This window comes from Acuticoccus kandeliae (genome assembly GCF_003073115.1).
In genome coordinates this window covers 244,673-258,875 of sequence record NZ_QBBV01000002.1, presented here as the reverse complement: position 1 = coordinate 258,875, position 14,203 = coordinate 244,673, and the positions used below count along the sequence as shown (strand labels likewise).

General features: G+C 67.9%; 11 protein-coding genes. 9 read left to right on the top strand and 2 right to left on the bottom strand.

What is annotated here, in order from left to right:
• The first annotated feature begins 45 nt into the window (after nucleotides 1-45).
• The 4 genes from DBV35_RS13850 to DBV35_RS13835 all read left to right on the top strand — a co-directional run bounded on the left by DBV35_RS13850 (nucleotide 46) and on the right by DBV35_RS13835 (nucleotide 4,442).
• Nucleotides 46-1,068 carry a TerC family protein gene (locus DBV35_RS13850; protein ID WP_108660916.1) on the top strand — a complete coding sequence of 341 codons (1,023 nt, stop codon included), beginning with the start codon at nucleotides 46-48 and terminating at the stop codon, nucleotides 1,066-1,068.
• Between the two features lie 15 nt (nucleotides 1,069-1,083).
• Nucleotides 1,084-1,695, top strand: a complete 612-nt coding sequence (locus tag DBV35_RS13845; RefSeq protein WP_108660915.1) for an exopolysaccharide biosynthesis protein — start codon at nucleotides 1,084-1,086, stop codon at nucleotides 1,693-1,695.
• A 678-nt stretch (nucleotides 1,696-2,373) separates the two neighbouring features.
• A complete protein-coding gene (locus tag DBV35_RS13840) occupies nucleotides 2,374-3,645 on the top strand; it encodes a glycosyltransferase (RefSeq protein WP_108660914.1) in 1,272 nt (423 codons plus the stop codon).
• Nucleotides 3,646-3,737: 92 nt separating this feature from the next.
• The gene (locus DBV35_RS13835) at nucleotides 3,738-4,442 is read left to right on the top strand and encodes a sulfotransferase family protein (protein ID WP_157961734.1); all 705 of its coding nucleotides are present in this window, start codon (nucleotides 3,738-3,740) and stop codon (nucleotides 4,440-4,442) included.
• A 407-nt stretch (nucleotides 4,443-4,849) separates the two neighbouring features.
• Here DBV35_RS13835 and DBV35_RS13830 read toward each other — a convergent pair whose 3' ends face one another.
• Nucleotides 4,850-5,596 (bottom strand): SDR family oxidoreductase, encoded by a 747-nt coding sequence (locus tag DBV35_RS13830; RefSeq protein ID WP_108660912.1) that lies wholly within the window; start codon nucleotides 5,594-5,596, stop codon nucleotides 4,850-4,852.
• 198 nt (nucleotides 5,597-5,794) lie between these two features.
• On the opposite strand from DBV35_RS13830, the gene DBV35_RS13825 reads away from it, so the two are divergent.
• The 5 genes from DBV35_RS13825 (at nucleotide 5,795) to DBV35_RS13805 (ending at nucleotide 12,723) form a co-directional block, all read left to right on the top strand.
• On the top strand, nucleotides 5,795-6,733 hold the full coding sequence (locus tag DBV35_RS13825) for a LysR family transcriptional regulator (protein ID WP_170134936.1): 939 nt from the start codon (nucleotides 5,795-5,797) through the stop codon (nucleotides 6,731-6,733).
• A gap of 216 nt (nucleotides 6,734-6,949) precedes the next feature.
• Nucleotides 6,950-8,125: an efflux RND transporter periplasmic adaptor subunit gene (locus tag DBV35_RS13820; protein WP_108660910.1), complete on the top strand. Its 1,176-nt coding sequence runs from the start codon at nucleotides 6,950-6,952 to the stop codon at nucleotides 8,123-8,125.
• Nucleotides 8,125-11,229: an efflux RND transporter permease subunit gene (locus DBV35_RS13815; protein ID WP_211099983.1), complete on the top strand. Its 3,105-nt coding sequence runs from the start codon at nucleotides 8,125-8,127 to the stop codon at nucleotides 11,227-11,229. The genes DBV35_RS13820 and DBV35_RS13815 overlap by 1 nt, the downstream gene beginning before the upstream one ends.
• Before the next feature lie 158 nt (nucleotides 11,230-11,387).
• Nucleotides 11,388-11,993: an exopolysaccharide biosynthesis protein gene (locus DBV35_RS13810; protein WP_157961733.1), complete on the top strand. Its 606-nt coding sequence runs from the start codon at nucleotides 11,388-11,390 to the stop codon at nucleotides 11,991-11,993.
• 340 nt (nucleotides 11,994-12,333) lie between these two features.
• Complete coding sequence (locus DBV35_RS13805) at nucleotides 12,334-12,723, top strand: response regulator (RefSeq protein ID WP_108660907.1); 390 nt, start codon at nucleotides 12,334-12,336, stop codon at nucleotides 12,721-12,723.
• Nucleotides 12,724-12,762: 39 nt separating this feature from the next.
• Here the strand turns inward: DBV35_RS13805 and DBV35_RS13800 are convergent, their stop codons facing one another.
• Nucleotides 12,763-14,154 carry an FAD-binding oxidoreductase gene (locus tag DBV35_RS13800; RefSeq protein ID WP_205648677.1) on the bottom strand — a complete coding sequence of 464 codons (1,392 nt, stop codon included), beginning with the start codon at nucleotides 14,152-14,154 and terminating at the stop codon, nucleotides 12,763-12,765.
• Nucleotides 14,155-14,203 lie beyond the last annotated feature (49 nt).

Below are 14,203 nucleotides of genomic sequence, written 5' to 3'. Positions count from 1 at the left end.
CGCACGTCTGCGTCCCATCTCGCGCCGGCGGCATGGAGTCTGATTTTGGATACCCTCTTCATTGACATCATGGGGAAACCGGCCTGGATGTGGCTGGCCTTTCTCCTCCTCGTTCTCGTGCTTCTGGTGTTCGACCTCGGGGTCTTCCACCGCAATTCCCACGAGATCGGTGTCCGGGAGAGCCTTTTTCTTTCAGCCTTCTATATCGGTGTCGCCCTCGCCTTTGGCGGCTGGGTCTGGCAGACCATGGGCGACGATGCCGCGGTCCTCTACCTGACCGGCTTCGTCGTCGAGAAGAGCCTGGCGATGGACAATATCTTCGTCATCGCGCTCATCTTCGCCTACTTCAACATCCCGCGAATCCACCAGCGACGCGTGCTCCTTTGGGGCATACTGGGCGTCATCATCCTGCGCGCCATCATGATCGCCGCCGGCGTCGTGATCATCGAGCGCTTCGAGTGGATGCTCTATCTCTTCGCGGCCTTCCTGATCTTCAGCGGCATCAAGATGCTGGTGATGGGGGATGACGAGTACGACGTCGCCCAGAACCCGGTGCTGCGCCTGATGCAGCGGCGCTGCCGGCTCACCGAGGAGCTGCACGGCGAGCGCTTCTTCGTGCGCAAGCCCGACGCGAAGACCGGGCGGATGCTGACCTTCGTGACGCCGCTCTTCCTGGCGCTCGTGGTGATCGAGTTCGCCGATGTCGTGTTCGCCGTCGATTCCATCCCGGCGATCTTCGCGATCACGACCGACCCGTACATCATCTACACCTCGAATATCTTTGCGATTCTCGGCCTGCGCGCGCTCTATTTCGCGCTCGCGGCGATGCTCCATCGCTTCACCTATCTGTCGCAGGCGCTGGCGATCGTGCTGGTGTTCATCGGCTCGAAGATCTTCCTCGCCGATGCGCTGGGACTCACGAAAATTCCGCCCGCCTGGTCGCTGTCGATCACGATCGGAATCCTCGTCTCGGGCGTTGTGCTGTCGATCGTGAAGGCGCCGCGCGAAGAGGAATCGGACGAGGCCGCCGTCACGTCATCGGGAGAAGCCGACGCCGTAAGGCGGTGACAGACGGGGGCATCCTTGCGCCTATTGAATGAGGAGAGCGTCAGGCCTCCTCTATCCCGCGTCCTCTCGGATCTCGCACGGAACGCGGGTCCGCGGGTGACCATCGGGGACATCACCGAAGCGCTCGCAAAGCGATCCTTCGCGGCGCTCGTCCTGATCTTCGCGCTGCCGAACCTCTTTCCGATGCCGCCCGGCGCGGCCGCGGTCTTCGGCGTGCCGCTGATGCTGCTCGGGGCGCAGATGGTGGTCGGCTATCGCCGGCCCTATCTGCCGCGCCTCCTCGCCGATCGTGGCTTCGAGAAGGGCACGTTCGTGACGCTGGTGGAGAAGATGACGCCGCGCCTGTGCTGGCTCGAGCAGCGCGTGAGGCGGCGCTGGGCGCTGCTGCCGGAGCGGATGCTCGTGCCCCTCACGGGGGCGGTGGTGCTGATCCTCGCCTTCGTTCTCGTGCTGCCGATCCCGTTCGGAAACGGGCCGCCGGCGATCGCGCTGGCGCTCGTCGGGCTCGGCCTCATGGAGCGGGACGGTCTTCTCCTTTGCCTCGGCAGCGCGGTGGGGGTCTGCGCGGTCGCGGTCTATGGCACGCTGATCGTGTCGCTCGCGCACATGGCGGCCGGAGCCCTTTAGCGAAGGCGCACGAAAAAGCGGGTATATCATGCGGCATTCCGCCGCATGACGGGATGACATCTCGACCCTCGGTCCGGATGCGATAAATCCAGACTCAAGACGCCAGGATTGCGGCGCGATTTGCAATCGACCTGGGATTGCGACCAGGGAGCGGGCGATGGCCCGCGCGGCATTGAGGATCAAGGCAATTTGCAGGGGTGAGGCCGGTGTGCAGGGCTGCGCGCACCCGGTTAGGGCATCGCTTGACTTCCGCCCTAAACGATTTCCTCACATATTTGTGTCCGAGATTTAGCGTCCTGAATTCGACCGGTTTCCCGGCGAGTCGGACGGGATGTCGGATGGGGTACATAGTAGACCATGTAATGATCAGACGAATGGATCGTTTTGTCGGATCATATTCTGGTCACACTCTGAGTATTAGCATACAGCCATAAAACGAAGCGTTGGTGGTGTCGGGCACCGTTGACAAGCAATCGTCATAAGTATGTCTTTTTAGAAGCATAATAAGTCTGGCTTAATGGCAGGCTTGTGATGCGATTTAACTTTCATTGACCTTATTAGACTTTGTGGCTAATGGCCTGCGGGCCGACGGCACGGGGCGTGCTCGCAAGAAGCGCGTTGCGTGTCGCACGTTAAGGTTGTACAGCGAGAAACAGAGTTTGTGAGGGTTGAGCGGAAATGAAGATTGTCGCGTTTGCTGTCGGCACGCGTGGTGATGTCGAGCCGCAGCTGGCTGTCGCCGCCGCACTGCAGGCGCGCGGGCACGATGTCCGCATCGCGGCCCCGTCCGATCAGATGGATTGGATCGCGAAGTCGGGCGTCCCCGCCATCCCGCTCCCCTATCAGGCGAAGTCGCTGCTCAATTCGCCCGAGATACAGAAGGCCATCTCAACGGGCCGCATCTTCGGCCAGCTGAAAGCCTTCCTCGCGAAGATCAAGGGCGACACCGCCGTCACGCTCAACGCCGTGCACGACGCGGCGGACGATGCGGACGCCATCCTGTCGATGCAGGTCGGGATGAACATTCCCGCCGCCGTCGCGGCCGTGCGCGGCGTTCCGGTCCTGCCGATCACACTGTTTCCCTGGCTCCCCACCCACGCCTTCCCCTCGCCGGTGGTCACGGTGCGCCAGCTCGGCCCGCTCAACCGGGGCACCTACGCGCTCGTGCTGCGCCAGCTTGCAAGAGGAGTGAAGTCCGTGATCGATCCCTATCGTTCCGAGCACGGATTGCCGGCATCGAAAGACCCCTACGCGATGGAGGTGGTCTCGCAGAACCGCGCGGCGGCCATCGCGTGGAGCCGCTATATCGCGCCCCTGCCGCAAGATTATGGAACCGGCGCCTTCCAGCCCGGCCCGATCATCGTGCCGCCGTCATTGCGGGACGAGACGGGCAGCGTCGCGCCGAGCCGTGAGCTCGTCGACTGGATCAAACGCGGCTCCGCCCCGGTCTTCATCAGCTTCGGCAGCATGTCCGTGCCGGACGAGGCGGCCACCGTCGAGATGCTGAAGGACGCGCTCGACGAACTCGGCGTGCGCGGCATCCTGTCCGCCGGCTGGTCCGCCTTCGCGGAAGGGGAGAGCGACAATCTCTTCTGCGTGCGCCATGTCGACCACCAGCGCCTCCTGAAGCACTGCGTCGCGGCCGTCCATCATGGCGGCGCCGGCACCACGCACGCGACGATCTCGGCCGGCCTGCCGACGCTCGTCTGCTCCTTCGCGGTCGACCAGCCCTTCTGGGGCGAGCGGCTGAAGCGCCTCGGTGTCGGCGACCATGTGCCGTTCAAGTCGCTGACCCGCGCCCAGCTCGTGAAGCGCCTCGGCGCGCTCCTCGAACCGGAGACGGCGGCGCGCGCCCAGCGTCTCGGCGGCAACGTCCGCTCTGAGAACGGCCTCGCGACGATCGTCGACTATATCGAAGAGAAGCTGCCGAACGCCCCGAAACCCGCCTGACGTCCCCGCCGGGGGCTCTCCGGAGCCCGTGCCGGCGGCCCTTCCCCGGCGCCGTCCGGGTCCAGAATCCCGTGTAGAGTCAAGGAACGAGAATGCCGCTAGAAGTCATCGGAGTGGGGTTCGGCCGCACCGGAACCCGCTCCTTGCAGGCCGCCCTGCAGAAGCTCGGCTACGATCCGTGCTTGCACTACATGAATCTGCGGCGGTCCGACGTCTTCAAGTGGCACGACATCGCCTTCAAGGGAAAGCGCGACTGGGAGGCGGTCTACGGGCGCTACAAGTCGGCCGTCGATACGCCGACCTACTGCTACTACAAGGAGCTCTACGAGGCCTATCCGGACGCGAAGTTCATCCTGACCGTCCGCTCCTCGCCGGAGAAATGGTACGAGAGTTCGGTCAACACGGTGTTCGCGCTCCGCGACGCGGCGCCGAAATGGGTGCTCGCCCTCTTCCCGGCGGTGCGCAAGCTCGTCCAGTTCACCGACAAGCTCGTCTACGAGGGCGTCTTCAACTGGCGCTACCACGACCCCGCGCTGGCGAAGCAGAAATATCTCGACCACAACGCCGCCGTGAAGGCGACGATCCCGCCCGAGAAGCTCCTCGTCATGGAGGTGAGTGAGGGCTGGGAGCCGCTCTGCGCCTTCCTCGGCAAGCCCGTCCCCGACGAGCCCTTCCCCCGCCGCAACGACGCGAAGGCCTACCAGCGGATGGTCCGCATCGCGAAGTTCCTGAAGATCCTCCCCTGGATCGTCGCCGCCATCGGCGTCGCCGTCGCGATCACGATCGCCGCGACCTGACGGCGGGGCGGCTCCGCCCGCTCCAGGCTCACCGCATCGTCGGCCTTGGCGATGAGCCGCATCTGGCCGAAGCCCACGTCCCAATCCAGACGCGGAGCGTGCCTGCCCTGCGCTGCTGGTCGCCCTCATCCCGCACGGAAGTGAACCCGTCAACGTCGGGAGCGCCTAAGCGATCGACGTTCGGCGGGCGCTGGCGGGCCGACGGCGGTCGCACCGCACATGGTGCATGGGGCGTAAGCCCAGCGGCGCCGTCGGCGCTCCGCCTGTTTGGACGTCGGCGCGCCACTGTGCGGCGGGGCCGTCGGCTCGGCCGACGCTCGCCGGCACGAACGGCTGGGGCGCGCCGGTTTCGCCGGAAGCACCCCGCCCGGTTGCGGCGGCGCTGCGCCGGGCAGGCCTGCCCCGGCTCAGCGCCCGCCCGTCACCTCGATAAAGCTCCCCGTCACATAGGACGCGGCGTCGGAGGCGAGCCACATCACCGCCTCGGCGACCTCGTCGGCGGTGCCGGCGCGGCCCATCGGGACGCCGGGGATCAGCTTTTCGAGGCGCTCGGGGGCGCCGCCGCGGGCGTGGATCTCGGTGTCGATCAGGCCGGGGCGGATCGCGTTCACGCGGATTCCTTCGCGCGCCACCTCGCGGGCGAGGCCGATCGTCATCGTGTCGACCGCACCCTTGCTCGCCCCGTAATGGACCCACTCGCCGGCGCCGCCGAGGGTCGCGGCGCGCGAGGAGATGTTGACGATCGCACCGCCCTGCCCGCCGAGCGCGGTGGACATGCGCCGCACCGCCTCGCGCGAGGCGAGAAAGACGCCGAGGACGTTGATGTCGAAGAGGCGGCGGATGTCGTCGGCCGTCATGTCGGCGACGCGCACGATGTGGCCCGTGATGCCGGCATTGTTGACGAGCACGTTCGGCGCGCCGAAGGCCCCGTCGCACGCGGCGAAGAGCTCGAGCACGCCCGCCTCGGTGCCCATGTCGGCCTTCACGGCGAGGATGCGACCGTTGCGCGCCTCGGCCGCGGCGACCACCTTCTGCGCGCCCGCATCGTCGGCGCCGTAGCTGAACGCCACGTCATAGCCTGCGTTCACCGCGTGCAGGATGGTCGCCGCGCCGATCCCTCGGCTGCCGCCGGTCACGATCATCACTTGGGGCATGGGGGTGTCGTTTCCTCTTCCGGTCTTGTGTCGCCGTCTGGCTGTTTGAGGCGTATCGTCCAACGGGACACGGGCCGCGTCAAACCGGCACACGCGCGCCGGTCCGCATGGCTGACCGGCAGCCAGCGCTTGACGCCATGCCGGCCCTCGCCCTAAAATTTAGAAACATTGCATTGTTCAATTGATTGATTGATCGCAGTGATCAATTTCAAGCTGGCGGAAATCGCGACTTTTATCGCCGTCGCCGAGCTCGGGAGCTTCCGGGCCGCGGCCACGAAGCTCAACGTGTCGCAGTCGACCGTCAGCGTGCGCGTGCGCCAGCTCGAGGAATCCCTCGGGATCCGTCTCTTCCAGCGCTCCACCCGCCAGGTCGTCCTCACGAGCGGCGGCTCACGCCTTCTCGACGCGGCGCGCGACGCGCTCGGCGAGCTCGAGAAGCTGTCCCGCCAGCTTCGCGAAGAGGGCGAGCTGAAGCAAGGCCGGGTCGCGCTCACCGCGCTGCCGACGGTCGCGGCGAGCCTCCTGCCCCGCGTCCTCCTCGCCTTCCACAAGCGCTATCCGATGGTGGAGGTGACGGCGATCGACTGCACGGCGGACCGCGCGCTCGCGCTCGTCCTCGCCGGGGACGTGGATGTCGCGCTCGTCTCCGAGCCCGCCAACCGGCGCGACCTCACCTTCAACCGCCTCCTGCGCGACGAGTGCCTCGTCATCGTGCCGACCGGCCATCCGGCGGCGGCCTGGGAGGCGATCACGCTGGAGGACCTCGCCGATGCGCCGCTGATGGTGCCGGCGCGCGGGTCGGGCTTCCGCGCGACCATCGAGGCCGCCTTCGCCGCCAACGGGCGCACCTTCAGCCCCGCGCGCGAGGCGCAGAACATCACGACGCTGATCGCCTATGTCGAGATGGGGATGGGGTTCAGCTTCGTGCCCTCGATCTTTGCCCACAAGCTCGATGCGTCCCGCTGCCGCACGCTGCGCATCGGCCCCGTCCCGATCTTCCGCGATATCGGGACGGTGACGGCGGCCGAACGTCCCGTCACCCCCGCCGCGCGCGCGTTCATCGACTTCCTGCGGCGGCAGGCCCCCGGCCTCGTGGATCAAGGCAACGCCCCAGCGCCGGAGCCGGCCTCCGTCTGAGGCGCTTTCGCACTTCGCGGGGCGTTTGTTTGACGATAATGTGATCCAGCGGAATCCCTGGATACCTCTAGACGTTCATGTGTGGGACAGTCTCGTCGGGCATTGTGCGCCGGATCGACGCGACGGACGGGCCGAATGGCTTGATAGTTGCTACGCCGCGCTTGCCTCTTCTTGGGCGATCGCGGGGCGTTCGGGGCGCCGGCGGACGGGGGAACAATGGGCCTACTCAGACAGATCGTCATCCTCGCGGTGCTCGCGGCCTTCTTCGGTGGCGGCTATGTCCTCTACCGGGACCATGGCCAGCGCTCCGCGAACGCGGCGGCCCCCGCAGCCGGCCCAGCCGCGACCGCAGCGGCGCCCAAGCCCACCCGTGAAGTCCGCGCCACCGCCGTCGAGGTCGAGATCGCCGAGCTCCAGTCGCTCGACCTCAATGTCGAGGCGGTCGGCTCCACCCGCGCGCTCCAGTCGGTCGACATCGTCCCGCTCGCCGAAGGCCGGATCATCGAACTGAACATCGAGCCCGGCCAGGAGGTGGAGGAGGGGACCGTCCTCGCCCGCCTCGACATCGAGATCGAGGAGGCGACGCTGCGCGAGGCGGAGGCGCTGCTCGAGGAGAAGCGGCGCGCGCTCGAACGGTCCGAATCGCTCCTCCGAAACAATTCGAGCACGGTGAGCCGCGCGACGCTCGACCAGCTCCGCTCCGAGCAGCTCATCGCCGAGGCCGCCGTCCAGCGCGCCCGCCGCCGCGCCGAGGACCGCACCGTGCGCGCCCCCTTCGGCGGCGTGCTCGGCATCCGCAGCATGGACCTCGGCGCCCGCGTCGACACGTCGACCGTGCTGACGACGCTCGATGATCTCTCCGAGGTCGAGATCGAGTTCCGCCTGCCCGAGACGGTCTATGGCCAGATCCATCACGGCCAGCGCGTCGCGGCGACGAGCGCGGCCTTCCCGGACCGCGTCTTCGCCGGCAATGTGACGGCGATCGACAGCCGCGTCGATCCGGTCTCCCGCGCCTTCCGTGTCCGGGCGCGCCTGCCCAACAATGACCGCGCCCTGCCGGTCGGCATGTTCATGCGCATCGATCTTGCGCTGATGGACCGTGAGAATGTCGTCGTGCCCGAAGAGGCCGTGACGATCGAGGGCGGCGAGCACTACGTCTATATCGTCGAGGACAATCACGCGATGCGCCGGCCGATCGCGACGGGCCTGCGCCGCAAAGGCATCGTCGAGGTGCTCGACGGCGTGGCGCCCGGCGAAGTCGTCGTCTCGCGCGGCATCCAGTCGATCCGCAACGGCGCCGCCGTCCGCGTCCTCAACGAGCCGAAGAGCGAGCAGACGACGCCAGAGGCGGCGGTGGTCACGCCGCCCGTCACGCGGGAGCAGCGCTCCTGATGCTGTCCGATCTCGCGATCCGTCGTCCTGTGCTCGCGGCGGTCGCGAGCCTCCTGATCATCGTCTTCGGCATCGGCGCGCTGACCCAGCTCCCGATCCGCGAACTGCCCGACATCGACACCGCGATCGTCACCGTGCGCACGACCTACACGGGCGCCGCGCCGGAGATCGTCGACACCGACATCACGGAGGTGGTCGAGAGCTCGATCGCCGGCATCTCCGGCGTGAAGACGCTCTCCTCCCAGAGCCGCCGCGGCCGCAGCCAGATTACCGTCGAGTTCGAGGTCGGCCGCAATATCGACGAGGCCGCCAACGACGTGCGCGACGCCGTCGCCCGCGTCCGCGCCGAGCTGCCGGACGACGCCGACGAGCCGCAGGTCGTGAAGAGCGACGCGGACGGCGACCCCGTCATGCGCCTCGCCGTGACCTCCACGCGCATGACGCCGGCCGAGATCACCGACTATGTCGACCGCTATGTCGTCGACCGCCTCGCCACGGTGCCGGGCGTCGCGAGCGTCGATCTCTATGGCGACCGGCCCTTCGCGGTGCGCATCTGGCTCGACCGGCGCGCGATGGCCGCCCGCAACCTCACCGTCACGGACATCGCGGACGCGCTGCGCCGGGCCAACGTGGAGCTGCCGGCGGGCGAGATCGAATCCCAGTCGCGCCAGCTCACCGTCCGCCTCAACAGCCGCCTGCCGACCGTCGAGGCCTTCTCCAACGTCGTGATCGACCGGATCGCGGGCTACCCGATCCGCCTCCTCGACGTCGCGCGCGTCGTGCCGGGCGTCGCGAACGATTCCACCATCGTGCGCAACAACGGCACGGTCGCCGTCGGCCTCTCGATCATCCGGCAGAGCCAGTCGAACACGATCGCGATCTCCAACGGCGTGCGCGCCGAGATCGAGGCGATGTCGGCCGGCCTCCCGGATGGCATGGCCATCGAAGTCGGCTCGGACGACGCGATCTTCGTCGCCGCCTCCATCAAGGAGGTGGTCATGGCGCTCGGCATGTCGCTGGTGCTGGTCGTCCTCGTCATCATGGCGTTCCTGCGCTCGTGGCGGGCGACGCTGATCCCGGCGATCACCATCCCGATCGCCCTCATCGGGACGTTCACGCTGATCGCGGCGATGGGCTTCTCGATCAACGTCCTCACCCTCCTCGCGCTCCTCCTCGCCATCGGCCTCGTCGTCGACGACGCGATCGTGGTGCTGGAGAACATCCAGCGACGCATCGACCTTGGCGAGAGCGCGCTCGTCGCGAGCGTGCTCGGCTCGCGCCAGGTGACGTTCGCCGTCATCGCGACATCGCTGACGCTGATCGCCGTCTTCGTGCCGCTCTCCATGCTCGACGGGCAGGTCGGCCGCCTCTTCACCGAGTTCGGCTTCGTGATGGCGAGCGCCGTCGCGATCTCGACCTTCGTCGCGCTGACGGCCTGCCCGGCCCTCGCCTCCAAGGTGCTGCGCGGCGGCACGCTCGGCGCGGTTGACGAAAACCACGAAGGCTGGGTGATGCGCAATTTCCGCCGCCTCGTGAACGCGGCGGTGCGCGCGCCCCTCATCGTGCTCGCCGCCTCGGTCGGCGTCGCCGTCGCGGGCGGCTTCGTCTACCAGACGCTGCCGCAGGAGCTGACGCCGAGCGAGGATCGGGGCGTCGTCTTCGTGCCGCTCACCTCGCCGCAGGGGAGCACGCTCTCCTTCACCGACACGGCGGCGCGCCAGGTCGAGCAGATCGCCGAGCCGCTGCGCCAGTCCGGAGACGTCGCCGCGATCTTCACCTTCTCGGGCAGCTTCGGGCGGACGAACCGCTCCTTCGTCGTCCTGCGCCTCGCCGACTGGGACAAGCGCGACCGCGACCATCGCGAGATCGTCGCCGCGATGGCGCCGCAGATGCGCAACGTGACCGCCGCGCGCGGCTTTCCGGTCTCGCCGGCGGGGCTTGGTCTGCGCGGCAGCCGCACGCCCCTGCGCGTCGTCGTCAGCGGGCCGGATTTCGACAGCGTGAAGGTGTGGGCGGACGAGCTTCTGCGCCGGGCGCAGGAGAACCCGAACCTCACCAACATGGAAATGGACTACGAGGAGAATCAGCCGCAGCTCGACATCTCGCTCGACCGCGCGCGGGCCGACGATCTCGGCGTTTCCGTCGAGACCATCGCCGGCACGCTCCAGACGCTGCTTGCCTCGCGCGAGGTGACGAAGTTCGTCGACCGCGGCCGTGAATATCCCGTCCTGATGCAGGCCGAGGACAAGGACCGCGCCTCGCCCTCCGACATCGACTTCATCTTCGTGCGCGCCGGGGACGGCGAGACGCTGGTGCCGCTGAACTCGCTGGTGACGGTGAAGAACACCGCCGCCGCCGCTGAGCTGCGCCGCTACGACCGGCTCCCCTCCATCACCATCGAGGGCTCGCTCGCGGACGGATACAGCCTCGGCGAGGCGATCGCCTACATGGAGGCCGCCGCCGCCGAGACGCTGCCGCCCGAGGCGCGGCTCGGCCTCGCCGGCCAGTCCCAGCAATTCCGGGAGACGTCGAGCGGGGTCGCGACCACCTTCGCGCTCGCCCTCCTCATCGTCTTCCTGGTGCTCGCGGCGCAGTTCGAGAGCTTCGTCCACCCGCTCGTCATCATGCTGACGGTGCCGCTCGGCATCGCGGGGGCGGTCTTCTCGCTCTCCCTCGCCGGGCTCTCGCTGAACATCTACAGCCAGATCGGCATCATCCTATTGATCGGGCTGATGGCGAAGAACGGCATCCTGATCGTGGAGTTCGCGAACCAGCTCCGCGACGAGGGCAAGGGCATCCGCGAGGCGGTGGTGGACGCCACCGTGCTGCGCCTGCGCCCGATCGTCATGACGGTGATCTCGACCGTGCTCGGCGCCGTGCCGCTGGTGCTCGCGACCGGGGCGGGGGCGGAGAGCCGCATCGCCATCGGCACCGTGATCGTCGGCGGCCTCGTCGTGTCGGGCTTCCTCACCCTCTTCGTGATCCCGGTCCTCTACGACCTCCTCGCGCGCCTCACGCGCCCGCGTTCGGCCATCACCCGCGCCATCGAGGCGGAGCTGAGCGGCATGGGCGACAACAAGACCCCGCCCGCCCCGGCGGAATAATCCCGGTGGGTGCGGCGCTACGGTCGCGCCGCGCCACTGTGAACTTCTGATCCGGCAAATTATGTGTGCCCCTGGGCCTCGTCCCGTGCGCGACTTTGCGGCATGGAACCGGGCACCGCTGACTGCCGTTCCCGACAGTCGCTTTCGGAGGGTGGTGCGTGGAGTTAGGCGAGGGTCGCCTTCAGACCTTGTTGCGTGAGGTCGTCGAGGCGGGTCAGGGCGAGACCGTGAGCGTGGCGGATGCGCTCGAGGCGGTTGGCCAGAAGTCGTTCGGTGCGCTGCTTCTCCTGCCGAGTGTCGTCATCGTGTCGCCGATCAGCGGCATCCCTGGCACGCCGACGCTCGCCGCGGTGATGATCGTGCTCGTGTGCGTCCAGTTCCTCCTGGGGCGCGACACGGTCTGGCTGCCGGCGCGGCTTCTGAGGATGCGGATCGCGCGGCACCGGCTCGAATGGGCCGTCGGGCGCGCGGGGCCGGTGCTTACCCGCTTCGACCGGCTCGTCCGCCCGCGTTTCTCCTTCATGATCAACCGCTGGACGATCATCGCGATGGTGGTGATCTGCGCCGCGCTCGCCGCCACGATGCCGCCGATGGAGCTCCTCCCGCTGACGAGCACGCTCACGGCCGCGATCATCGCCCTCTTCGCGCTCGCCATCCTCGCGGGCGACGGCCTCCTCGCGCTCGGCGCCATGGGTGCGTCACTTTTGGCCGGCGGCGGCTTCCTCTTCCTCCTCCTCCCGGAAATCGCCGATCTGATCCACTGACGCGGCCGTCATCGCGACGGATCGCGCGCAAACACTGGCCGGCGCGCGGGTCGCGAACGTCCCGCGATGCGGCTTAGTTTCCCTGGATCCGCTTGTGTGATGGTCCGCAGAGGACTATCGTCCAATCAATAGCATCGAGATAATTCTCGCGATCAACTCAACGGAAACTGGACTTTTTGTTCCAAGTCCGCATCGCGCGTTAGCAAGATGGAGCTGGCTCCTGCGAAGCCGGCCGGCACGGGGGTGGAAGCGCTACCGAACGTGCCGGGCGGTGTATGTGCCCCGGTGTTGTCAGGAAGACGGAGCGACCGTGACGGGTGACGGCAGCAAGGATGGGGCGATGGGGCGCAAGACAAGCCAGATTCTGATCGTCGAGGACGAAGCCCTCATCGCGTTCGATCTGGCCGATCTGCTCGAAGACGCCGGCTACACGGTCCACGGCCCGTTCGCCGACGCCGACCAGGCGCTCGACGCCCTGAAGGCGTTCGTGCCGACCCTTGCCATCCTCGACGTCAATCTTGGCGAAGGCCGCACCAGCGAGAAGGTCGCCGCCTACCTCACCCAGATCGGCACGCCGATCGTGTTCGTCTCCGGCTACACGCTCGCCGGCAGCGAGGTGCTGCGCAACTATCCGAACGCGCAGCGCCTGCCGAAGCCCTGGGACCCGCAGGAGATGCTGGCGACCGTCGACCGCTATGCCGGGATCGACGGCGTGCCCTTCGTCAACTGACCGCGGGACGGCCGCGCGGTCCGGCGCGGCCGGACGCCCTCAGATCACCCGCCCGTGGTTCAGGATCCCCTTCGGATCCAGCGTCGACTTGATCGCGTGCATCAGCGCGAGCTCGGCCTCCGTCCGGCTGTGGGCGAGATAGGGCCGCTTCGCGCGCCCGATCCCGTGCTCGGCCGAGATCGACCCGCGGTGCTTGCGCACGATCTCGTAGACGCCGGTCTCGATCCGCTTGGTCTGGGCGGCGTCGATCGTCGTGTCGGGTTTCGCCGGGCCGGTCACGATGTGGAGGTTGCTGTCGGCGATGTGGCCGAAGACGACCTGGAGCGCGCTCGGCCACTCGGCCGCGTGGAGGGCGCGCAGATCCTCCACCGCGGCGCCGATCGCGGGGCGCGGGATCGCGATGTCGAACCCGACCTGTACCTTGTGGAGCCGCTGATACTCGTAGACGCTCTCGCGATAGCTCCAGAGCCTCAGCGCATCGGCGGCGGACTGGGCGAGGATCGCGTCCTCGATGGCGCCTTCCTCGAGGAGCGCGCCGAGGACGGCCTCGACCGCCTCGGCCGGGTTGTCGCCGCCCGGCGCGATCTCGGTGAGGATGAGGACGTCGTGCTCGGCTTCGAACGGGCGCACGATGCCGAGTTCCTCGGTCGCGACCGTGATGAACTCGCGCCACATCCCCTCGAACACCATCAGCCCAGCGCCGAACTCGGCCTCGAGCCGCTTCAGCACCTTGAGCGCCGCGTCCGCGGAGGGGAGGGCGAGGAGCGCGGTCTCGACCGCCTTCGGCTGCGGATGGAGCCCGACCACGACGCGCGTGATGACGCCGAGCGTCCCCTCCGACCCGACGAGGAGCTGCGTCCAGTCGTAGCCGGTGTTGTTCTTCATCATCTTGTTGAGTGAGGTGAGGATCGTGCCGTCCGCCTGCACCGCCTCGAGCCCCAGGATGTTCTTGCGCGTCATCCCGTAGCGCAGCACCTGGTTGCCGCCCGCGTTCGTCGCGACATTGCCGCCGATCGTGCAGGAGCCGCGCGCGCCGAGATCGATGCCGCACAGGAAGCCCGCCGCCTCGGCCGCGGCCTGGACGTCGGCAAGCGTCGTCCCCGCGAGCGCGGTCAGCGTGCCGGCGACCGGGTCGACCTCCTCGACGCCGCGCATCTTTTCGAGGGACAGCGCGAACTCGCCGTCCATCGGATGCGCGCCCGCGGCAAGCCCCGTCATCCCGCCTTGCGTCACCACGTGCTGGCCGGCCTCGTTGCACAGACGCAGCGCGATGGAGACGTCCATGGTGCTGCGCGGCAGGATCAGCGCGGCCGGACGCACCGGCGTAAGCTTCGTCTCGTCGGCCCAGTTGCGCGGCGGGATGTCGTCGCCCGTCAGCACGCTGTCCGGGCCGAGGCGCTCGCGAAGGCTCGCGATCAGGTTCTCGTTCAAGGTCGTCTCTCCTGGTGCCGGCGATGCGTCGCCCTCGGGCGGCCGGCGC